This is a genomic window from Desulfovibrio gilichinskyi (assembly GCF_900177375.1).
Classification (GTDB): Bacteria; Desulfobacterota; Desulfovibrionia; order Desulfovibrionales; family Desulfovibrionaceae; genus Maridesulfovibrio; species Maridesulfovibrio gilichinskyi.
Window position 1 is genome coordinate 393627 of record NZ_FWZU01000001.1, and the last position, 23398, is coordinate 417024.

The 23398-nt window shown below is 39.8% G+C and carries 16 protein-coding genes; 15 read left to right on the forward strand and 1 reads right to left on the reverse strand.

The window, feature by feature from the left end:
• Window positions 1–7 precede the first annotated feature (7 nt).
• From B9N78_RS01865 to recD2, 3 genes are all read left to right on the forward strand, one after another.
• Window positions 8–319, forward strand: coding sequence for a YbaB/EbfC family nucleoid-associated protein (locus B9N78_RS01865; RefSeq protein WP_212637005.1), 312 nt, complete (start codon window positions 8–10; stop codon window positions 317–319).
• 108 nt (window positions 320–427) lie between these two features.
• Window positions 428–1033 (forward strand): recombination mediator RecR, encoded by a 606-nt coding sequence (gene recR, locus B9N78_RS01870; protein ID WP_085097497.1) that lies wholly within the window; start codon window positions 428–430, stop codon window positions 1031–1033.
• A 123-nt stretch (window positions 1034–1156) separates the two neighbouring features.
• Window positions 1157–3349, forward strand: coding sequence for an SF1B family DNA helicase RecD2 (recD2, locus tag B9N78_RS01875; RefSeq protein WP_085097500.1), 2193 nt, complete (start codon window positions 1157–1159; stop codon window positions 3347–3349).
• 28 nt (window positions 3350–3377) lie between these two features.
• On the opposite strand, the gene B9N78_RS01880 is transcribed toward recD2, so the two are convergent.
• Window positions 3378–5648: a GGDEF domain-containing protein gene (locus tag B9N78_RS01880; protein WP_085097503.1), complete on the reverse strand. Its 2271-nt coding sequence runs from the start codon at window positions 5646–5648 to the stop codon at window positions 3378–3380.
• 306 nt (window positions 5649–5954) lie between these two features.
• On the opposite strand from B9N78_RS01880, the gene B9N78_RS01885 reads away from it, so the two are divergent.
• From B9N78_RS01885 to B9N78_RS01940, 12 genes are all read left to right on the forward strand, one after another.
• A complete protein-coding gene (locus tag B9N78_RS01885; protein WP_085097506.1) occupies window positions 5955–7208 on the forward strand; it encodes an O-antigen ligase family protein in 1254 nt (417 codons plus the stop codon).
• Between the two features lie 26 nt (window positions 7209–7234).
• Entirely contained in the window at window positions 7235–9208 is a 1974-nt protein-coding gene (locus tag B9N78_RS01890) for an alginate lyase family protein (RefSeq protein WP_085097509.1), read from the forward strand.
• 134 nt (window positions 9209–9342) lie between these two features.
• Window positions 9343–10851 carry a VPLPA-CTERM-specific exosortase XrtD gene (gene xrtD / locus B9N78_RS01895; protein WP_085097512.1) on the forward strand — a complete coding sequence of 503 codons (1509 nt, stop codon included), beginning with the start codon at window positions 9343–9345 and terminating at the stop codon, window positions 10849–10851.
• Between the two features lie 52 nt (window positions 10852–10903).
• A complete protein-coding gene (locus tag B9N78_RS01900) occupies window positions 10904–13279 on the forward strand; it encodes a tetratricopeptide repeat protein (RefSeq protein WP_085097515.1) in 2376 nt (791 codons plus the stop codon).
• Window positions 13280–13438: 159 nt separating this feature from the next.
• The gene (locus tag B9N78_RS01905) at window positions 13439–14830 is read left to right on the forward strand and encodes an undecaprenyl-phosphate glucose phosphotransferase (RefSeq protein WP_245805435.1); all 1392 of its coding nucleotides are present in this window, start codon (window positions 13439–13441) and stop codon (window positions 14828–14830) included.
• A 14-nt stretch (window positions 14831–14844) separates the two neighbouring features.
• Window positions 14845–15363 (forward strand): adenylyl-sulfate kinase, encoded by a 519-nt coding sequence (cysC, locus tag B9N78_RS01910; RefSeq protein ID WP_085097518.1) that lies wholly within the window; start codon window positions 14845–14847, stop codon window positions 15361–15363.
• A 36-nt stretch (window positions 15364–15399) separates the two neighbouring features.
• Window positions 15400–15978 carry a polysaccharide biosynthesis/export family protein gene (locus B9N78_RS01915; RefSeq protein WP_085097521.1) on the forward strand — a complete coding sequence of 193 codons (579 nt, stop codon included), beginning with the start codon at window positions 15400–15402 and terminating at the stop codon, window positions 15976–15978.
• Between the two features lie 66 nt (window positions 15979–16044).
• Window positions 16045–17691 (forward strand): porin family protein, encoded by a 1647-nt coding sequence (locus B9N78_RS01920; RefSeq protein ID WP_085097524.1) that lies wholly within the window; start codon window positions 16045–16047, stop codon window positions 17689–17691.
• A gap of 15 nt (window positions 17692–17706) precedes the next feature.
• Window positions 17707–19458: a GumC family protein gene (locus B9N78_RS01925; protein ID WP_085097527.1), complete on the forward strand. Its 1752-nt coding sequence runs from the start codon at window positions 17707–17709 to the stop codon at window positions 19456–19458.
• Window positions 19459–19476: 18 nt separating this feature from the next.
• Complete coding sequence (locus B9N78_RS01930) at window positions 19477–20409, forward strand: polysaccharide biosynthesis tyrosine autokinase (RefSeq protein WP_085097530.1); 933 nt, start codon at window positions 19477–19479, stop codon at window positions 20407–20409.
• An 11-nt stretch (window positions 20410–20420) separates the two neighbouring features.
• Window positions 20421–21404 carry an ExeA family protein gene (locus B9N78_RS01935; RefSeq protein WP_085097533.1) on the forward strand — a complete coding sequence of 328 codons (984 nt, stop codon included), beginning with the start codon at window positions 20421–20423 and terminating at the stop codon, window positions 21402–21404.
• Window positions 21405–21418: 14 nt separating this feature from the next.
• Window positions 21419–23350 (forward strand): DUF4962 domain-containing protein, encoded by a 1932-nt coding sequence (locus B9N78_RS01940; RefSeq protein ID WP_085097536.1) that lies wholly within the window; start codon window positions 21419–21421, stop codon window positions 23348–23350.
• Window positions 23351–23398: the final 48 nt, after the last annotated feature.

Genomic DNA, 23398 nt, shown 5'->3' on the forward strand with positions numbered 1-23398 from the left:
AAATATAATGAAAGGTATGAATGACTTAATGCGTCAGGCTCAGATAATGCAGCGTAAAATGACTCAGCTTCAGGAAGAACTTAAAGACCGCGAAGTTGAAAGTTCTGCCGGCGGCGGAATGGTAACCGTTAAAGTTAACGGTTCTTCTGAAGTTCTGGCTATTACCATCGATCCTGCTGTTGTTGAATCAGGTGATGTAGAAATGATTCAGGATCTTGTTTTATCCGCAGTCAACGATGCTAATAAAAAAGCTAAAGCCATGATGGAAACAGAAATGTCGAAGATCACCGGCGGCATGAATATTCCGGGTATGTTTTAATAAAATTTGATTTCTTTTTCGGTCAGAGAGAAATTTTTAAAAGTTTCTCTCTGGCCTTTTCAAAAAGTTTTTAATGCCACTGATGTATAACGATATATAGAGGTTCCTGTGGATAATTTGCCGGCCCCTTTGCGGGTTGTGGCTCAAGAGTTGGCCAAACTTCCTGGTCTCGGTCCAAAATCAGCATTGCGTATTGCCCTTACTATGCTCAAAATGCCTAAGGAAAAGGTTTCCGCAATCGGGCAGAGTATAATTGAGCTACGCGATAAGCTTTGCATATGCGAACAATGTGCAAGTATTACTGAAACATGTCCCTGTCACATTTGTTCTGATCCAGGTAGGGAAAGTGATAAGCTTTGCTTAGTTTCCGAATGGGATTCACTGCTGTCGATTGAAGAAATGGGACTCTACCGGGGGTACTATTTAGTTCTCGGCGGACTATTGTCACCACTTGATGGTATTTCTCCCCAGCATTTAGAGTTTAATAAGCTTGAAGCACGCCTTGCTAAAGGCGAAGTAAAAGAGCTTATTCTAGCCCTCGGTGCGACGGTGGAAGCTGAAGGAACGGCTTCATACATTAAAAATATGGTTCAAAATCGTTTTCCTCAGGTAGAACTGAGCCGTCTTGCTCAGGGAATTCCTATTGGTACCGAAGTGAAACACACAGATAAAGAGACTCTTCGGCAGTCTCTTGAATATCGTCAGAAATTATAGATAGTTAATTTTCTTGACTGCTGAATTAACAGTTTCGATACTCTTCATCCTGAGAATATCAGGTGACCTGCATCAATTTAATATGAAAATTTTTTATAAGAATAACTTTGATAAGGAAATCTGATGTCGGACACTCTGATTGGTGAAGTGCGAACAGTTGTCTATCACAATGAAGAGAACGGTTATGTTGTAGCACGTATTTCTTCAAAAGATGAGCCTTCACAGATTACTGTTGTTGGCTGTTTAGGACAACTTACGCCCGGAGATTCCGCAGAATTTCAGGGGCATTGGAAACAGCATGCTAAATTCGGACGTCAGTTTGAAGCGGACATTTATGAACGCATTCGTCCGGCGACTGAAGCCGGTGTGATCAGATTCCTTAAGTCTTCATCCCTTAAAGGTATAGGGGAAGCCATTGCAACTGAAATGGTAAGCGAATTCGGAGTTGGAGTTCTTGATATTCTTGATGAAGAACCTGAAAAACTTTTGAAGATAAAAGGCATTTCCCAAAAGAAACTTGATGGGATTGTCGAGTCATGGCAATCGCAGCGCGAAATAAAAAATCTGATTATTTTTCTTCATACACATGAAGTTCCTCCGACATATGCCACGCGGATATTTAATCTTTACGGCGCACAATCAGTCAAACGAATCAGCGAAAATCCGTACGAACTGGCTTACGATATTCGCGGTATTGGTTTTAAAACTGCCGATACCATGGCCCTTAAACTCGGCTTTGCAGAAGATTCTCCGCAGCGAATCGAAGCTGCAATCATTTATTCCCTTTTTTCCGTCAGTGAACGGGGCGGTCATATGTTCAGTCCGCGTGAGAAGCTGGAGGAAGATGTTTCCAAAATGCTAGGCGGAGTAGATCCGTCTCTGATTGCGTACGGAATCAGTGCTCTTGAAGATAGGAAACGGATCAGAGTAGAAAACCTTCCTGAGCAGGATATTGATCAGGCTGTTTTTCTGATGCACTTTTACAGATTTGAAAGCGAAATATGTAAACGGTTGCACGGGCTTGTCAGCCATCCGTCACCTGTCAGCAAAGAAAAAGTTGAAAAAGCTTTGCCGGAAGTTGAAAAGGAACTGGGGTTCACTCTTTCCGCAGAACAACGGGAAGCTGTCTTTGATGCCTGCGTGAACAAATTTTTTATTATTACCGGCGGACCGGGGACAGGTAAGACTACAATAACCCGCGCTGTTGTACTGACTCTTAGTGAACTGGGTCTTAAAGTTAAGCTTGCAGCACCCACCGGTCGAGCCGCAAAGAGACTTTCGGAAGCGACAGGACGTTCTGCATCCACTATTCACAGAATGTTGCAATATACCCCGGATAACGGCGGTTTTTATTACAATGAAGATCAGAAGCTGAAGGCTGATGTTTTAGTTGTTGATGAAGCTTCTATGCTGGATTCACAGCTGTGTCTTTCAGTACTTAGGGCTGTTCCCTTGACATGCAGGGTTATCTTTGTAGGTGACGTTAATCAGCTCCCTTCAGTTGGGCCCGGTAATGTCCTCTCCGATTTACTGCAAAGCGGAGAAGTTCCGAGCGCAGTTCTAAGTCATATTTTCAGGCAGGCGCAAGAAAGCTATATTGTTGTAAATGCGCATAGAATAAATGATGGATTATTTCCTCTGGACCATCCGGCAGATGCGCCAGAAGCTGATTTTTTCTGGATTCCGCAGGAGTCTCCGCTGAAAGTGCAGGAAATGATAGCGCAGACAGTTTGCGAAAGGATTCCGGAGAGATATGATCTTGACCCGATGACAGATATTCAGGTGCTTACACCTATGCATAAAGGGGATGTCGGCACTCAGAAACTCAATGCGTTGCTGCAGGAACGACTTAATCCTTCAAAAGGCAAATCTCTTAAAAGGGGATTTGTTGAATACAGAGTCGGCGATCGAATTCTGCAACTGCGAAATAATTATGAAAAAGAGGTTTTTAACGGTGATCTAGGGCGGGTAATGTATATTGATACCGATGCAAACGAGCTTACAGCTGAATTTGACGGAAACATCGTTCATTATGAGATGTCAGATCTTGATGAGCTGTCTCTTGCGTACGCTGTAAGTGTGCATAAATCTCAGGGCAGTGAATATCCTGCCATAGTTATGCCGATTGTTTCACAGCATTACCTTTTGTTGCAACGCAATCTTCTTTATACAGCACTTACGCGAGCACGGACTTTAGCAGTGCTGGTCGGTAGTAAAAGAGCTTTTCACATCGGTTTAAATAATATTACCGCAGGGAAAAGATTCACCAATCTGCGTTACCGGATCAAGCAGATCTTTGATGAAAATTTATTGTAGCAGCTGAAGTTCAGGGATTTATTCACTCTTATATTTTGCGTCTTTCGCGCACCCAGCAATTTCCTTCGATGGATTTTGCCCATTTTTTGAGTGATGCGGCTTGTTCGCCTATTTCAAAAAGTGATTGTTCGGGAGTGCAGTCTAGAATCGCCAGCGAAACAGAGACCAGAGGGAATGTTGAAACGGTTCCGTCGCGTCCTTTTCCTTCCATCCAGCCGTTGGTTCTGTCTTTTGCATTGTAGCTGGTCTTAACTAATCTTTTGAAGCAGCGGGTAATAGCAAGACAGATTCTTTCAGCTTTTTCCGGTGAGATTATCTGAACAAAGTCGTCACCGCCGATATGACCGATAAAATCCGTATCTGATCCATGTTTTGCTGTAGCCCAGGTAATTACACGGCTGATGAGTAGAATTATTTTGTCACCGCTTTTAAAACCGTATGTATCATTATAAACTTTGAAATTGTCTAGGTCCGCATAAATTATACTGTATTGTTTGCCTTCTTTCATGCGGCGTTCAATTTCTCTTTCAATTCCGAGATTACCGGGCAAACCTGTCAGCGGATTAGTTCCTTTTGCCATTTCAACCTGAGCATGAGCAAGGTTATCCAAGAGTCTCTGGACGGAAACAATCCCGTATAATTTATCATTTTTCGTTACGATGATATCATCATATGCCTTCTTTCTTTCTCTCGCCATTGCCAGCTTTGAAACGTTTTCTACGGGGGTCTCTAAATCAACTGAAAGCGGAGAATCATCCATGACCGAGGTAATCGGTTTGTTGCAATAAAGTGCAACTCCGAATTTCCCGGAAAGGTGTTTGTTCAGATTATATTCCATGATCAATCCGCATGGGATACTGTTTTTTACAACAATAACGCTGCTGATTGATCTGCCTTGCTCAAAAAAGCCTTGAACGACCGGTACAGGAGTATCGAGTTCAACGGAATCAACAGGTATGGCCAGATTTTTTACAGGTGTTCCGCAGATATTATGGTCAATTTTTAAGTCTGGAGATTTTTTGATGTTAAGAGCTTCAATCGTTAATTCCGGTTTTATTTTTGCCGGTTTCGCAAAGAAGTACCCCTGCCCCATGTGAACGCCCATGTCTATCATCGCTACTGCCTGAGATTGTGTTTCGATCCCTTCAACAATTAACTTGCCGCCGATTTTCTCAGCAAAATCTGTAAAAGTTTCTACAATAGCGCGATTTACCATGCTTGTTTCAATGTTATTAACAAATGACTGATCCAGTTTGATATAATCAGGCTTGATCTCCGCAATGGAGGAAAGGCCGGAATATCCTGTTCCCGCATCGTCAATTGCGACCATGTAACCTTGGTTTCTGTAGTGCTCAAGCGTTTTACGAAATGTTTTAAAATCTTTGACACTATGTCGTTCTGTTATTTCAAAAACTATATTTTCAGGCTTGAGATTCCAGCGATCAAGCAGAATTCTGGTTTCACCGGATGAAAAATTCGGGTCGACAATTGTACGGGGATGAATGTTCAGGAATAGTTTTTGTTGAGGATTTATTGTACCGAAAGAGCTTATTGCGGCTTCTCGACATATTTTTTCCAACTGGAAGAGTTTGCCGAGTTTTTCAGCCATATCAAACAAGGTCAAAGGAGAGCGGAAGGGCGAGTTTAAAGGTCCTCTTGCAAGGGCTTCCCACGCATGAATTTTTTTGTCAGCCAAGTTTATTATCGGTTGATAATGGCTGCTAACTTTGCCTAGAGAAATAATTTCACAAAATTCTTTACTTAATTCCATATTTGAAATGTCTGTACAGTTTTGTGCCTCAAGTCTGGCTTCACCTATTGCCGATAGAAAATCGGACCATGATTTATTATCAGTATGGGCTGCATGAAAAAAAGAATGTCCACTGTTTATGGTGATAGTATTCCCTGTCCGCCCGATCTGTTCACTTTTTACTTTGTTTTCGATGTTTACCTTGAATTGATAAGCTAATTCTTCAAGGGACAGCTCTGCTTTGCATTCAGTTGGATCAAGTAAAAAGAATTCTCCGGAGTTGAACGAAAAAATATGAAACTCATCATGTTGTAAATGGTTATAGCCTTCGTTTTCAATTTCAGTCCGGATTTGGATTTCAAGATTCTCAGCCCATTCCGTTCCATACATTTCAGTTAAGATAGGAAAGTCTTGAATTGCGAAGTATAAAATATTAAGCCTGCATACATTTTGAATTAAACTTCCAATTCCCGGGCCATCAATGAAGCTCGTTTTTTTGGTTGATGGAAAGTTTGTCGAGTTAGATTTTTTTTTGATAAGCTGTAACATGGTAACATAAGCTCCATTATATATATCAATGTCTCAAATATAAACTTTAAGTACCTTTGCAATCTTATCCCTCGCGCGGGATGAGAGGACATTACATCTATAATATATTATTTTGTTACCGACGGGTTACAATTGGTTTAAGAAATGCTGCTGTTTAGATAGAATAAGCCGCTGGAGTGTTAATGCCTTTTAATGTAGGTGTATGGAGTAAACAGCTTCTGCTGAAGTCCGTGCACTGTTTCTGTTAGATCCGGTAGACGATATCTTTGCTCTTACAGTAATTTTGATAAAGCTTGGCAGGAATTTATGACTTTTTTATTGTCACTCTTCTTCTTTTTCCGCCCCATAATGTTTATCGATGTCGGTTGGCTGATTTTCGGTTTGAATATAACCGAATTTTTTGCCGTTTTTGCGACATTTATTCTCATAGGAGCTTTCATCCTTCGTGTTGTTGTTTCAAAAAAATTAAATATCTCTGTAGTTGATCTTTTTATTATGTTTTTTATTATATGGTGTTTTTTTATATACGTGCTGTATATTGATAAATCGAACATAAAAGATACAGCCAAATTTACTCTTCCTTTTTTTACATACATAGTAATGAAAAACGTTATTACTGAGCGAAGGCAATATACTCGTCTAATACTGTTAATGATATATGGTTTTTTTATTCCGGTTTCTTTGAGTGCATTTCTTGTTTTACAAGGTAAAGGTGTTGATAGAGTTTTATACTGGAATGGTCTGCGTCGTTTTCTAGGCGTGTATGTCAACTCTCACAATTTCGGTCACTGTATGGCTTTTGTCATTATGCTTATGATCATATACACCGTGGTTTGCTCTAAAGACCCTGACATAAAGCCTTTACGTCAAAGAAAAATGTTGTTTTTGTTTTTTCTGGTGCTGGGAACGCTTGCTACATATTGTTTATATAAGAGTTATGTGCGTACGGCCCTTATAGGATTGATGATTTTTGTTTATTATTATCTTTTTAAGAAAAATAAAAAATTATTACTTGTTCTTACAGGTATATTGGCAATTTTAGGGGTTATATTCGCAACGATTCTGTACACGATTTTCTTTGATATGGTTGATTCTGCAAGCGGGCGATCCAAAGCTGAATCGTTTGGTTCCGGTCGGCCTCGCATATGGATGCATAACCTGGAAGAATTTTCCAACCTGTCACTGGACCGCCAATTAGCAGGAGTAGGAGAAGGGAACAGAAAAGGGATCGGTGTTAGTTCTTCCAGTGAAGATATTTGGAACAGTCATAATGACTTTCTTGAAGTTATGATGCAGACGGGTATAGTAGGGCTGTTGATTTACTTAGGGATGCAGTTATGTATTCTCAAGAAAATCAGGCAACTTAAGGATAAAGAACGATACGTTTTTCTGGCTCTTTTTATCGCGGTTAATTTTATGAATTTTGCGAGTAACAGTTATATTACAAGATTTGGTCTAGGGCAGCTTTTTTATGCGGTCCTTTCGTATATTGAATTGCCGATTTATGATTACAGTAAGGATATTGTCGAGAAAGAGACGGAAAAAAAGATTCGTTATTAACGCTTACTATTTTACAACAGGTACAGATGAAATTTGATAAGTTTGTCTGGTTTGTAAACAGGCTTAAGGCTATGGGGCCTATGGAAATTTTATATCGCTTACGCAATGAAGGCAGAGCGTACTTAGAATCTGTAGGCTTCTTGACGGCTTCTAAAATTCCTTACACTGATTTGAATAGTGATGGTAAAATCTGGCTTCCGATGAATGGGCTGAAGTCTGTTCAGCAAGTCATTATCTCTTCGGCAGATTTGGTTTTATATGAAGGGATGTCTTTTTTTGCTCTTGATGAAAAATTCCCCTGCATTACTCCTGAGTGGAACACTGATCCGCTGACGGGGGTGACTTGTCCACTTATATTTGGCAAGAAATTAGATTTTAAAAATCAATCACTTTGCGGCGACGTCAAATATCTTTGGGAAATTTCTAGATTCCTTCAAATAGTTCCTTTATCCCGAGCGTGGCATGTTACGGGTGATGAAAAATACATTAAATCAGTTCATTTGATGGTTGAGTCATGGCTTGACCAGTGCCCGTATATGCTGGGAGTAAATTGGAGCAGTTCGCTGGAGATAGGAGTCAGGCTCATAAACTGGAGCATTGCATGGCAGTATATCGGAGGGATTAATTCTCCTTTGTTTGAAGGCGTTGAGGGGCAGAAATTCCGCACGCGATGGCTTGATTCTATTTTTCAGCATATACATTTCATTGACGCATGGTATTCAAAAGGATCGTCAGCCAATAATCACCTGATAGGTGAAGCTGCCGGAGTTTTTGCAGCATGCACAACTTGGCCGTTTTGGAAGAATTGTAAAAAGTGGAAATCCAGAGCATTAAAAATACTTGAACATGAAGCAGACAATCAGGTCTTTTCGGATGGAGTTGATAGGGAACAGGCCATTTCATATCAGCAATTTGTTATTGATTTTTTCATGGTTTCCTATCTGGCAGACAAAAAATCATTTTCTGAGTCTTACATCAATACTATAGAGAAGATGGTCAGTTTCATTGCGTCTATGATGAATGGAACCGGACAGTTGCCGATGATCGGGGATGCTGACGATGGAAATGTGACCGGTCTCGGATTATATTCTGAATTTGATACGTATGAATCCATCCTTGCAACTGCTGGGTATTTGTTTTCACGTGATGATTTTTTAAGTCGATCCGGGAAATATGATCTTAAAACCGTGTGTTTAACAGGGGTGGACAGTAATGCTGTTTTACCTTGTATCTCTGCGGAAAATATTCCTCTTAAGCGTAGTTTTGAAAATGGCGGTTATTATATTTTAGGTGACAACTTTTCTTCAAAGTCAGAACTTTTTATTGTTGTTTACTCCGGTCCGCTTGGCTATGGAACTCTTGCTGCGCACGGACATGCAGATGCTTTATCCATATATTTGACCTACAAAAACCGCGAATTTTTAATTGACCCCGGGACATATGTTTATAATGGGAAACCAGCATGGCGCAAATATTTTCGCGGAACCGCTGCGCATAATACAGTGCGGATAGACAGGTGTGATCAAAGCGAGCAGGGAGGAGATTTTTTATGGAAAACTCATGCCCGTTCGGAAGGTGAAATCCATTTTGATCAAGGTATTGAGACTTTTCGCGGCAGACATAACGGTTATGAGCGGTTAAAAGATTCTGTGACGCATGAAAGAGTGGTATCGCTTAATAAAGCTGGTCAGCAAATTGTTGTTCAGGATCATATACATTGTAAAGAAGCTCATTTTGTGGAAACATTTTGGCATTTCAGTGAAAAGTGTGAAGTTGTATTTGATGGACCGCATAGAATTATTGCTTCAAATAATGGTGTAAAGCTGGAATTGCATTTCGGAGAATCAGCTGCAGTGCGAATAGTCTGTGGAGATTCTGAAATTCCTTCAGGATGGGTTTCGCGTAGTTTTGGAGTGAAAGTTCCAAGCGTAACAGTTGTTTCAGAAGTGCAAATCGGTGGTGATTCTTCTTTAATTACAAAAATACTTTATTCAGAATGATGGTAAAAATTCTAAGTATTTACTGTTTCTGATTATACTTTTTTTTGTTATACGTTATTCAGGTATTTGAAACATCATTTTTTGAACTTTAAAAATTTATATAACAAGGTCCGGAACCGAGGAGTAAAGTATTCGTGGCTGCTATTCTCGCTTTTTTAAGTGTCGTTGCTGCATGGATTGTGCTTTATTTTGACTCATTTCCAGCCCTCATCAGGCGTTGGAACAACGATGATTATTCCTATTGCTGGATTGTTGTTCCGCTGGCTCTTTATCTCGCGTGGCAGCGAAGAGACATGCTTCCTAGGATTTTAATTCCTTCATTAAAATCAGGCTATGGGGCTTTGCTTGCAGTTGCTTTTTTTTACTTGATAGGGAAAGCAGCCTCTGTTGATGCGTTAGTCTTCGTTTCAATGTGGCTGTCTATTGTTGCTGTGGTGCTTTTTATTTTCGGCCTAAAATCAATGAAAGCATTGTTTTTCCCTTTAGTGGTTCTTGCTTTTTTTATCCCGCCACCGCCTTTTATCAACAGAATGCTTACTTTTAAATTGCGGCTCATTTCTTCTGACCTGTCAGTAAGAATCATGCAGTTTATTGATATTCCGGTATACAGGGAAGGCAACGTAATAGATTTAGGTATGATAAAGCTCCACGTAGTAGACGCCTGCAGTGGACTTCGCTATGTTTTCCCGACTATTTTGTTGGGTATTCTTATGGGTTATTGGTTTAACAAGAAACCTTGGCAACGATTTGTTGTTTTTGCTGCGACGGTTCCGACTGCTATTGCCACTAATGCTTTACGCATTGCGATAGTCGGATACATAGCGCGCAATATATCAGTTGAGACTGCGGATAACTTTTTTCACGAAGCTTCCGGAATAATAATTTATCTTCTTTCAATTTCCTTTTTAGTAATGCTCAGTTTAGTTTTGAATCTCTTCGGCTCGGATGAGCCTGTAAAACGGGTTCAAGCTTCTTCCTTGTACCGCAAAGATAGACCGAACTCGACAATACATGTTACGGTTACGGCTCTTTTTTTAGCTGGAATTTTTATGTTCAATGGAACGCTGCTATCTGCAAGAGTTATCCCTGAGCGCATGTCGTTCGATAATTTTCCAATGAATATCGGGAAATACACAGGTGAAAGACAGTATTTCAGCGATGAAATACTTGAGTCATTAGGGGCAGATGACTATTTCACAGGGGTTTACCAAAATAAAATCACAGGTAGAAATATTCTTGTTCTGGCCTCTTATTACAATTTCCAAGAACCTCAGCGGGCTGCACATAATCCTGTCAGTTGTCTCTTAGGCGGAGGCGGTTGGGGGTTGTCATCTTCAAAAGATCTTCCACCTGACCCGGAAGACGGAAGGCCGTTCCGCGTCAGGAGTTTATTGCTTGAAAAGCCGGGGTCAAGGCTGCTAGCCTTGTATTGGTTTCAGCAGCGAGGTAGAATTATTACAAATGAATATTTGAACAAAGCATATCTTGCGCTTGATTCTATTCAAAAACATCGCACAGACGGAGCTTTGATCCGTATAGAACTGCTTTTAAAAGATGGAGAAACTGTCCAGCACGGGCAGCAGGTGCTTAATTCATTTATTGGTAACTTCTCGGTAATATTAGACAAATATATCCCAAAATAAATTGAGTTATTTATACTTAATTCTTAACGAAAAATTAAATCAGAAGGCTAAAATGCGTAAACACTTAATTCTATGGATTTTAATGGTTGTAATTTTATCTCTTTTTGCCGGGTGCGAGAAGCGACGTGAAGAATTTTATAATAAAGCCGTAGAATATTACCAACAAAAAAAGTTTACCGAAGCCCGGTTGGAATTAAAAAATGCATTAGCTATTGATCCGGAGTGCGGTGAGTGCCGGCTGCTTTTTGGCAAGCTTGCTTTGGAAGACGGTGATTTTCAAAGTGCCTTTATTAATTTCAAATATGCAACGGAGTTTGATCCCAACTTGATTGAAGCGAAAGTTGAGCTCAGCAGTCTTTATCTGCTGGCGAAAGATTATGATAATGCCGAAGATATGGCCCGTAAGGTTCTGAATGTTGACTCGTCTAATGTTAAAGCACGTTTAGTTTTATCTTCTGTTCTTGCAGAGTATAAAAAGTATGATGAAGCTGAGAAAATGTTGACTGTTGTTTTAAATGAAGATCCTGGAAATGCTGATATCTATCTTGCGCTCAGTAAACTTTATTACCAGCAGAATAATTTTGATAAGGCTGAAGCCGTTTTAATTAAAGGCGTTTCTACAATTCCTTCCAGCACTGCATTGCTTATGAATATTTCTGCTTTTTACAGAGATATTAAAGAACCGCAGAAATCTGAAAAATTTGTGGAACAAATGCTTAAAGCTGGGAACGAAGAACCGCGCTTGGTTCTTTTCGCATCCGAGTATTATTCGTCGATAGGTATGACAAAACACGCTGAAGAGTTGATGGCAGGTCTTGTCGGTAAATATCCCGAAAAAGATGATTATAGAGTCTTATATGCACGACTGCTGTCTGCAGGTAAAAAGTATGATTTGGCTATAGCAACTATTAAAGACGGTTTGAGCCTGAATAATGCCTCTTTAAAGCTTCGTTCTGCTTTATCCAATGTTTATTTGAATCAGGGAAATCAGACTGAAGCTGTAGCCGTACTTGAATCTGGAGCAGTAATTGATCCGGAAAGTGCGGATAATGTTGTTTATCGCAAAAAACTTGCGACTTTATATCTTGATATGAATGAAGCAGGAAAGTCTTTGGAACAGCTGAACCTTGTTGTTGAACGCAATCCTAAAGATGGTGAAGCTCATTACTTAAGAGGCCAGATCTATCTTCTTGAGGGGAAAGGGCAGGAGGCTGTTTCAGAATTCAGGCAGGTGTTGAGGGATAATCCTCAAAGTGCTCCGGCCTTTGTTCTGCTTGCAAAAGCACATCTTGCAAATGATGACGTAGGAATAGCAATTGAAAATTTAAAGGATGCTATCTCGCTTGATCCTGGATACGCTCCGGCCCGTGAAGCGTTGATAAATGCGTATCTTGATCGCAAGGACTGGCAGCAGGCTATCTTGGAACTTCAACGCTTAAAAGAAAAACGTCCTGATGATATTAATATTCTCGCTGCTATAGGAGATGTGTACACAATAAAAGGAGATTACAATCTTGCTCATAGGTCATTTACTGACATTGTAACCCGTTTCCCAAAGTCATCAGTTGGTTCGTTGAAGTTAGCCGAACTTGCACAAAAAGAAGGGAAAAAATCCTTAGCTGAACAATACTACAACGATGCTCTTAATATCGCTCCTGATTCACTGGCTGCAATCCAAGGCAAGATTGATATTTTACTTGATCAGAATAAATATACTGCTGCTATTCAGTTTTGTGACAAAATGCTGAAGCAGTATCCAGATAACGCAAGATTATATGAGATGCTTGGAAAAGTGCAGAGCCGCAGAGGCAACTTTGATGAGGCTGAGGAAAGTTATTCTAAAGCTGTTGAATTTGCTCCGAACTGGTTAGTTCCCTACATGAGAATCGGCGACCTTTATGTCGCACAGCATGAAATCAAGAAGGGACTTGCAAAGTTTGAGGATGTTGTAAAAACAGATGAAACAAATCCGGCTCCATTGTTTATTCTCGGTTTACTTTATGAGCAGGAAGATAATTATAAAAAAGCGAAAGAGACTTATTCGCGCTTATTAGTTAAATTCCCTGGATTCAAACTTGCTGCCAATAATCTTGCTTATCTGTTGGCCGCGCATTTCTCAGATAATGGTGCAGATATGGCGCAGGCATTAAAATTTGCTAAAATAGCAGCAAGCAGCCAAAATCCTGAATCTCTCGATACTTTAGGATATGTGCTGTACTTAAAAGGGGAATATGAAGAATCTCTCCATGTATTAAATACTGCTTTGCAAATTGCTCCTGAGTTTTCTGCAGCCTTGTATCATAAGGCTTTGGTCTTTTCTCGGAATGGTAAAAAAGATGAAGCTAAGAAAATATTAACGAACTTGCTTAAAACTCAGGATGATTTTCCTGAAAAGGAAGAAGTTAAGAGCCTTCTTGCAAGATTATAGGCGTTTATTTTATTGTGTTATGTCAAGGGAAGGTCGTTATAAACGATCTTCCCTTTTTTTGTTAAAAATAATATGATTTTCATAAGAATACAGTAAGTTCGGCTCAAATAATTCGATTGCAACCTTTAACGAGTGAATTTTTTGTATTCAGGAGGAAATGTGAATAGAAAATTCAGAGTTCCTGCTGGGATGTTGAAACCTGTTCATAGAATTTTGGATGCCGCTTTTGGTGTCGGTGTTCTGCTTGTTTTATATTTTTATTTCTGGCCTCAGCCGTTTGCCGGTAAATCTCCTCAGATTGCTTTGCTTATTGTTACGACGACTGTTCTGATATTATCAAATTTTCAGATGGTTGGGGTCTATAAAGACTGGGCCAGTTCAGATATTGTTTCTGAATGCAACCGGATAATCCTTGGTGTCTTCTTTGTTTTTGCAACCATGCTTATGCTTGGTTACTTCTTTAAAGTTTCCAGCCTGTATTCACGACGTGTCATACTGCTCTGGCTGTTCATTTGGCCGGCAGTAATATGTTCAGAACGGTTTTTAGTTAAGAAAATTTTCTTTAAATGGCTTTTGGATAATGGCGGCAGTACGAGTGTTGTTATTGCCGGAACAGGTAAAATAGGCGCGTCTTTGGCAGATTGGATTTCAGATAATCCTTGGGCTGGAATGCGTGTTGAAGGTTTTTTCGATCCAGAAGACAGTCATTGCGGAGGATCTTCTTTTTGCCTTGGAAGTATAGATGAACTGCCGAAATATGTTAAAAACAATAATATTCAACTTGTGTATCTGGCTTTACCAATGAGGGAAGAACCTCTTTTAAATAAGCTTCTGCATGGTCTTGAAGATTCTACCGCACAAGTCTTTTTTTTCCCGGATATGTCTCTGTTTAAGCATCTTATGGGTGGTGATGTTGCCCGCGTTGCCGGTCAAACAGCCATTGTCTTGAGATCTTCCCCTTTTGCAGGAGTCAGTGGGGTTCTTAAGCGGAGTGAAGATTTGATATTGGGTTTTTTAATTCTGCTCGCAATCTTTCCGGTTATGCTGCTGATTGCGCTTGGTTTGAAACTTACTTCAAAGGGGCCTGTTTTTTTCAAGCAATGGCGTTACGGCCTTGAAGGGGAGCCTTTTCAAATTTTTAAATTCAGAACGATGAAAGTTCTGGAAGATGGCTATGATTTTGTTCCGGCAACTGAAAATGACGCGCGTATTACACGTTTCGGCTCATTTCTGCGTAAAAACAGCCTTGATGAATTGCCACAGTTTTTGAATGTGTTGAAAGGGAATATGTCGGTAGTAGGGCCTCGTCCTCATGCTGTAAAAATGAATGAGGAATACAGAAGACTTGTTTCCGGATATATGCTCCGGCATATTTCAAAGCCAGGGATTACAGGTCTTGCTCAGATAAACGGATACAAAGGTGAAGTTCATAATGATGAAGATATGAAGAAAAGAATTTCATATGATATTGAATACTTGCAAAACTGGTCTGTATTTTTAGATTTGGAAATTATTGTTAAAACAATTTTTAAGTTTGCGTGGCGGCAATAGCCGGTGAGGTTCAAATGAGTTTTACTTTATGGTTTACAGGTCTTTCAGGAGCTGGGAAATCATCGATTTCGGCACGCGTGTACGAAGAAATGATAAAGTGTAATTTTGCAGTGGAATTACTTGATGGTGATATAATCAGGACTAATTTTGCTCAGGATCTTACCTTTTCAAAAGAACACCGGGATATTAATGTAAAAAGGATCGGTTTTATTTCAAAGCTGCTCAATAAACACGGTGTTATTTCAATTGTTGCCATGATTTCACCTTATGCTGAGGTCAGAGAGCAAAATCGCCAGACAATAGGAAACTATATAGAAGTTTTTGTTGAGTGCCCTTTGGATGTGTTGAAAAAAAGAGATACAAAGGGTTTATATGGAAAAGCTGAAAAAGGACTTATTAAGAATTTCACCGGAATATCAGACCCATATGAACTCCCTACACAGCCGGAAGTTGTTGTTCGTACCGATCATGAAAGTCTCGAAGAATCGGTAGCAATCGTTATGGATTATCTTAAAGAAAATAATTATATTTAACGGTTAAGATTAATTTAAATTGTCATAGGAGGATATGTGAAAAACGTAAAAAATTTATTACTCATTTTACTGGTCGTGTTTTTTGTCCTGATAAGTAGTCATGATTCTTTTGCCCAAACTTATGCTAAAGACGGCTATCGGTTAGGGCCGGAGGATGTCATAGAAATTTCTGTATGGGGCGATAAAGAGCTTGTTCGTGAAGTTGTTGTCCGCCCTGATGGAGGAGTGTCGTTTCCTCTGACCGGCGACCTTAAAGCCGGCGGGTTGACAGTTGATGAACTTCGTAAGGAGGTTCAAAAGCGTATTATTGCGTTTGTTCCGGATGCTCCGGTAACAGTTATTCTTCGTAAAGTTGAAAGCCCTAAAGTTTATGTTATGGGCAAAGTTAACAACCCAAAAGTTTTGATTTTAGGACAGGATATTTCAGTTGTTCAGGCTTTAGCCATGTCCGGCGGCTTGAGTCCGTTTGCAGCTTCCGGAAGTATTAAAGTTATCAGCAGATTTCCTGATGGAACTCAAAAGGTTGTTAATTTTGATTATGATCAATTTGCAGATGGTGCGAATCTTGCACAGAATGTGCTGTTAAAACCCGGTGATACAGTAGTAGTGCCGTAGTCAGGAGTGTTATGACCATATCTGATGCGATGAATTTTGTTTTTTTAACTTTTTATAGGGGTGGAGATGATCAATTTTGTTCGGCAAGTAATACGCGTATTGGGCATCAGCATTTTGCTGATTCCGGTATGTTGTGTGCTTGCTGATCAGTATGGATCTTCTTGGCGAGTCAGGATGCCTGTAATTCAGCCCCTAGAAGTTGTTGCTAAATCTTCTGATTATAAACATATTTCTGATTTTAAACGACCTGTTTCACATGCTGTGCTACGCACTGAATCTTTAGATTATGTTGTAGACGATGGCCCTCTCTACAGAGTTGCTTTCTATAAAGAAAAAGTCAAAAAAGATTCAACCGGAAGTGCAAATGGATATTCTCAAGTCGCTCAGGCAGATGCTGCTGTTGAAGGTAAAAAAGAATCAACTTATAATGCTGAGAATGACACTTCAGCTGAGAATAAAGCTGCATTTTCCACTGGTATTTCTGAAAATCCGCTTGTTGCTCCATCAGTATCTATTTTGCCGAATGGAAATGCCGCAGTAAAACAGCAGCGAATTGCTCAGGATGTCAGTTTTTATACAACACCGAAAAGAGCTCTTGGGTTGTCAGGGACGGTCATAAAAGTAAAACCGTCTGTGACTGTTGTTGAGACTTATGACAGTAATGTCGATTATGCAAAAATAAGCGATTTTGTAACGAGAATTAAGCCTGCGTTAACATTGGATATTATTGGTCAGGATTCCCTTGTTAAGTTTCGTGGAGATTTTATTTACCGTACTTATTTAGAACATGACGAATTAAACAGGTATGACTACAATCTTAATCTTTCCGGAAAATACAGATTCAGCCCTAAATTAGATGCTTCACTTGATTTGATGCATAACCGCCGCCACAATCTTGACCAGAATACTTATGATTCAGGCGGTGTAGAATTAGATCCGTCAATTATCCTCACAACCACAGCTACCCCGCAATTAAACTGGAGAGTAAGTGAAAAAGACAATCTCAATGTAGTCTTTAATATTGATAAGACCGATTACGAACGAAAAGCTGATTCAGATTATTTAAGCAATGTTCTTAATCTGGTATGGGGACATGCTTTAGACGATGAACTGACTACATTCTTTCTCGGAGCTATGACAACGTATACACATTATAGTCGGGAAATTGACAACCTGGATGGTGATCAAGTTACTTTTCAGAATGTTATAGGTGTAGACCATCAATTTACACCGGCACTTAAACTTTCTTTGAAAGGTGGACCGGGTGTTACTATATCTAACTATTCCAATGATGCTGGACATGATGACGGGACTGCCATTATGTATCAGTTCAGAGCGGAGTTAGGGTACCGCGAACCTACGTTTTCGATTGTTCCGGCTTTGGAGCGTGTTGTCAGGCCTGGGCGTTATGGAGAGAACGAAATATTAGATCAGTTTGAACTTTACTATCGGTATCTTTTTTCTGAAACTTTGAACTACAACATAGTTAACACCTTATGGCAGATAGACGCGGATGGGGTGCAGGGTGGACGTAAACACAAGTCGACCGGTTTTTTTACACAATCAGTTTTTACCTGGGAGTTTAAAGAAGATTGGAAAGCAACTTGCGGGCTCAGTTATAACTTCGGTCAAAACGAAATTTCGCACAAGACAAATGATAGATTCAAGTCCTGGATTGGATTTACATATTCTTTTCCTACAGAGATAAATTAAGGGGTTATAGTCAGAATGCAACAAAGTTCAGATATTGCATATTATTTAGACGTAGTGAAACGTAGGAAATTACAGTTTCTTGTTCCTGCAGCGATTGTTTTTTCTCTGGTTGTTCTTTTAGCTTTTATTTTGGCACCCGTTTATAAATCAACGGCTACAATTCTTATTGAGGATCAGGAAATTCCACAAGACTTGGTACAGACAACAGTTACCGGTTTTGTAGAAGAACGGTTGCAGTCAATTTCTCAGGTTGTTTTGAGCCATGGTAATCTGCTTAATATTATTAAAGAATTTGATCTATATTCTGATTTAGTAGGTAAATATACTACTGAAGAGATTATTTTTAAAATGCGTGATGATATTAAGCTTGAACCGATTACTGCTGAAGTTACAAATCAGTATTCCGGTCGTCCTTCAAGTGCCACTGTCGCTTTTACTTTATCGTATGAAGGGCGGCATCCTCAGAAAGTTGCACAGGTTGCAAATATTCTTACTTCACTTTTTTTAAAAGAAAATCTCAAAGAGCGTGAAAAGAAAGCAAAGTCGACTTTTGATTTTCTTGAGCTTCAGCTTGCAGAGCTGCGCTCTGAAATTCTTGAATTAGAATCTAAGATTGCTAAATTCAAAGAAAGTCACGTTAATGAATTGCCAGAGTTGCTTGTTCACAATATGAACAGCATGGAGCGGTTGCAGCGTGATATGGATAAAGTTCAGGAGCAGGTTGCATCTCTTAAAAACCGCAAAGTTTATCTTCAGGGGCAGTTAGCCAGTATTGATCCGAACTTAAGAATTATATCCAATGAAGGTAAACGGTTTGCAACATCTAAAGAAGAATTAGAGAGACTTCGCAGGGAATATATTACTCTTACCTCTAAGTATTCTGAACTTTATCCAGATGTTGTTGCTCTCAAACGTCAAATTACCTCACTTGAGAAAAAAGTGGATACCGTTGGAAATCTTGATGGTATTCAGCGTCAGATAAAAGATAAAGAACAAGATCTTAGTGTGTTGAGTAAGAAATATTCCGATAAGCATCCAGAAATTATTATACTAAGAAAACAGATTGATGCACTTAATGAACGGCTTGAAGATGAATCTATGCAGGACCATCTTTTTGAATCAGCAGGGTCTGTACCGGATAACCCCGGGTATATTCAGATTCAAACTCAGATAGCTTCAACTGAACTTGAGATTGCGGAAGCTGAAAGAGTTTATGCCGGTTTAGCTCATGACTATTCAGGTTATCAGAAGCGGGTTGTGGATACTCCTCAGGTTGAGCAGGGGTACAAAATCCTTTTACGTGATTATGATAATGCTCAGAGAAAGTATCAGGAAACCAATTCAAGGTTGATGTCCGCCCGTGAAGCAAAAGGGCTTGAACAAAGTCAGCTTGCGGAAAGGTTCACTTTAATTGATCCACCTATTGTTCCTGAAAAACCGATTCGTCCTAATCGAATTGCGCTGGTTCTGGTGGGTTTTGTTCTTGCTCTCGGGATCGGGGTCGGCGTTGGAACTTTTCTTGAGTTTATGGATCGTTCCATCAGACGTTCTGAAGAGCTGTCAGATATTGTTAAATTACCAATTCTTGCAATTATTCCATATTGGGAGAGTTATACCGAAGCCAAGGCAATTACCAACCGAAAATGGTTAATAATATTGTCTGTTTTTTCTGCAATTGTACTTGTTCTTGTGGGTATTCATCTTTTTTATATGCCACTTGATATTATTGCAGTTAAGGTAATTCGCAAGGTTGTTTTGAATTTTTAATAGTAATATGGAGTCGCCATGAGCAAGTTGCTCAAAGCTGTTGAGAAAGCCAAACGGAATAAAAGAATTGAAGAAAATGAGAGTTGGATTGCAAAGGGAGATTCTCATGTAGAGCCTCTTGAAGTGGAAGATTCAATCATAGAGGCAATTCCGGTTAGCAAGCAAATGCCTAAGGCTAATGCTAAAACTTGCGTTGCTGGGCCATATTGTAATGTTACTAAAGATAACGAAAAAGATGGAACCTCGTGCATGGTTCCAAGTTCTTTTTTTAAAGACGACCTTGTTCTTGATGAACTTAATCTTGCTAAAAATAGAATTTTAACAAGAAACAGCAGTCCTATGTTTACGGATATTTACAACCTTCTCAGGACTCAGATTTTACATAGGACGAAGAAGAAAGGGCATAATGTTCTTATGGTTACCAGTGCTATGCCCGGCGAAGGTAAAACTATCACTTCCATTAATCTTGCCATCAGTTTAGCGCGTGAAGTTGATCAGTTCGCTCTTCTGGTCGATACTGATATGCGAGATCCTTCAATTCACAAATATCTTGGTATTGAAGTTGAGCGTGGACTGACAGATCATCTTTTACACGATATTCCAGTCCCTGATCTCTTGATAAAGCCGGGGATTAATAAATTATCATTTCTTCCTGCCGGAGATCCTATCAGAGGTTCAACTGAAATTCTCGGTTCGCCTAAGCTGCAGGATTTAATTATTGAAATGAAAGAAAGGTATCCTGACCGATATGTAATTTTTGATTGTCCTGATCTATTGCATGCACCGGATGCCCTTGTCTTTTCAAGTTATGTTGACGGGATTATTTTTGTTGTAGAAGCTGGTAAAACTTCACGAGAGAATGTTCAAAAGGCCATGAATCTTTTAGAAGGTCGTAATGTAGTCGGTGTTGTCCTGAATAAAACAGACAAAGAAAGTCTTGATGTTAAGTAGGTGTAGTCTATATGTATCGTAAATTTTACGGCTTGAAAGAAAAGCCCTTTAATATTCTTCCAGACCCGGATTTCTTTTATTTAAGCCCGTGGCATCAGCAGGCTATTACTCATATTGAGTATGGTTTGATGAACGGTGACAGTCTTATTTTGCTTACAGGTGATGCCGGTACCGGTAAAACCTCTATTATTTACAAGCTTATTGTAGATATGAGCGAGGATACTATTGTCGGTGTTGTTTTCAACACTGCTGTCGCCGGTGATGCTATTGTTGAAATGATTTTAAGAGAACTTCAAGGTCCTATTCCTGAAAATCCAACTCCTGCATCATGCATGGCTGCATTGCAGAAGTTTTTATTGGGTATTTATGCGGCGGAAGAAAAGAAAGTTCTGCTGGTGCTTGATGAAGCTCAGACTCTTAGTGATGAAGCTTTAGAACAAGTTCGTATGATTTCAAATCTTCAGGCCGGTAAGGAAAATCTGATTTCCATTTTGATGGTCGGACAATCCGGTTTTCGTTCTAGACTCAGGCGTGCCCGCTATAGTCAAATCGTACAGAGAATCGTAGTCAGTGCTCACTTGGGACGACTTAGAGAACAGGAAGTAAACGAATATATTTATTACCGGCTGCGTCAAGGCGGAGTTGATGATCCCTCTACAATTTTTACAGATGAAGCCGTAAAGAAAGTTTACGAATATTCTCATGGCGTACCAAGAAATATTAATGTTATATGTGAAGGGGCTCTGATTTACGGTTTTGCGGATGATATTAAGCCTATTACAGCCGAAGTCGTTGAAAATTTTTCAAAGGAACGGATTGAGGAGGGACTTCTTATTCTGCCCTCAACCGTGGATACATATGACAGTGATATTACGGCTGAGTACATTGAAGATATTCAGCGACGCGTTGCAAGCCTTGAAAAATCTCAGGATATAGTGAAACGTACTTTAATCAGGATCATTAAGACTATAAAGCGGTTCACCCTGTCGAAATAAAATGAGGAGGGGGTATGCGGTCTAAGTCTCTGATTGTCGCTGCTTATTGTTTTATTGCCTTACTGTTGTTTCCTGTTGTTTCGAGTGCGGCAGACTACACTGTTTTTAAGGGACACCCTCGTCTTTATTTCAACAAGTCCAAGTTGGCATCACTTCGAGCTTTAAAAAACGACCCTCTTTATTCAACAATTTTAAATAATGTCAGAATCAGATCAAAAGCGTTAGTCGGAGCCCGTGTTCCAAACAATTTGATACGCTTTGACATGAACTCGCTTAGACGGCCAGCCGACGGGCTAACGAATTTAGCCTTCTATTGTACCGTTTCTGAAGATAAAATAAGTTTAAGCACAGCCTTTGATTTGATTAGGACTTTTTGTTCTGATTCAAATTGGGCAGGTAATAATGACCTTGGAGCGGCGCATACTTTGTTTGCACTCTCCGTTGCGTATGACTGGTTGTATGATGATCTTTCTTCTGCATTACGCTTGATGGCCAAAGATTCCATAGCAGAACATGCCGAGATTCTTTATAAATGCCTTAACACTAGAGATATCTGGTGGGCACAGCCTCGAGGGTTTATGCAGAATCATAATTATGTGAACTCTGCCGCTCTCGCCATTGCCGGTATTGCGCTGTACGGCCAAGATCCAAGAGCTGAAAAGTGGCTTAAGACTGCCGAAAAGAATTTTGATACTGTTAGTTCGTTGTTGTCTCCTGATGGAGCGTCTCATGAAGGCGTAGGGTATTGGAGCTATGGAACGTTGTGGTTGCTGAATTATTATATGGCATTAGAGCCGGCTCAAGGTCTTGAGAAAGTTAAATTAAATCCATTTTTTAAAAATACTGCAAAGTTCAGGCTTTACGCATCCTTGCCAGGTTTTCATTACAATATTGATTACGCAGATTCTCCATTGGTAGACTATAAAGGTCCTGGGGCTATTCTGCGTTGCCTTGCGTCTATTTTTAACGACGGGCATGCTCAGTGGCTTGCACAGAGAGTGGAGGAAGAGAAGCGAGGGAGGTCTATACTTTGGCAGGATTACCTTTGGAATAATCCTGATATAACCCCTATATCTCCTGATACTCTCCCCACTTTTGAGTGGTTTGATAATCTGGGAATTTTACTTTCGCGTTCTTCATGGAAAGATGATGCTTCTCTTGCTTTTTTTAAAGCCGGTCCCCCGCAAGGATTACTTGCACATTCAAAGGGTTTTTACTCAGGCTCTCACATTCATCCAGATGAAGGGCATTTTGGTTTTTGGTCCGGAAGAAATCCTTTAGCCATGGATGATGGTTATGTTTTAAAAAAGTTGTCAACGAGTCATAATATTTTAACTTTTGATAAATTGGGGCAGCTTGGTGAGGGTGGAACTTGGTTTCAACTTGCCGATTATAAAAAGGGCAATGTAAATGTCAGTAAACCGAACGTAAATTTCGGTAAGAATTTTCAAGCTGTTGAAGTAGAATTATCCGGTTATTACCCTGTAAGTATCCGGCCGAAGTCATGGAAAAGATGTATTATTGTTTTAAACGGTACAGATATGATTATTCGCGACAAGGTTATCCCATCAGGTAAAACCGAGGTTTATTATCCACTGCATTTAACCCGCAAAGCAAGGCAGATGGGCGGTGGTATTTGCCTTGATTACGGGCAGGGTTTTGCACTTAATTTTGATGGAGCCGATAGCGAATTGTCTTTGAGAAGGTATTCCATACTGACAAGGCCTATGGGCAAAAGTATTCCCCGGGGCGGGATGCTCTATTCTTCTACACGAACTACTTCAAATCTGTTTTCTATGCTTACTATTCTAGGCAAACCGACTGGAAACTGCGCGGAGAATAAAATGATAGAATCTTTTAATAGAGCAAAAGACAGTGCTGTGATTGTTTGTAAGTCAGGTAAGTATAGGATTAATTTTTCTACTTTGAGTGTTGAGAAAATTTAATGTGTAACTATTATGACGGTTGCGACATGAGCAAATCGGCAGGAGTAG